The sequence below is a fragment of the Micromonospora sp. C51 genome, from assembly GCF_018070435.1.
In the GTDB taxonomy this organism is placed as follows: domain Bacteria; phylum Actinomycetota; class Actinomycetes; order Mycobacteriales; family Micromonosporaceae; genus Micromonospora; species Micromonospora sediminimaris.
The window spans coordinates 1-388 of sequence record NZ_JAGPXQ010000105.1 but is presented as its reverse complement, the minus strand read 5'-3'; the positions used below and the strand labels follow the sequence as shown (position 1 = coordinate 388).

The window sequence follows — 388 nt, the reverse complement described above, 5'->3', positions numbered from 1 at the left end:
CGAGTCCGCCTTGGATGATGCCGCCGATGCTTTTCCAGTCGCTCCAGGTGCCTTGCCAGGTTTTCTGGTAGACGACGCCTCGGGGGCTGCGGGCGAAGACGTCGTACTGCCCGTCGTGGTAGGTGACGGCGGGGGTGCCGGCGACGGTGCCGCCGAGGGATTCCCAGCCGAGCCAGCTGCCGTTTCGCCAGGTGTTCTGGCTGAGTTGGCCGCTGGGGCTGATGCCGAAGACGTGGTATTCGCCGTTGGCGTAGACGGCGGCGAGTCCGCCTTGGATGATGCCGCCGATGCTTTTCCAGTCGCTCCAGGTGCCTTGCCAGGTTTTCTGGTAGACGACGCCTCGGGGGCTGCGGGCGAAGACGTCGTACTGCCCGTCGTGGTAGGTGAC

At 66.0% G+C, this 388-nt stretch carries 1 pseudogene; it reads right to left on the bottom strand.

The window, feature by feature from the left end:
- A pseudogene (locus KBX50_RS32560) lies at positions 1–388 on the bottom strand (hypothetical protein); the annotation flags it as partial.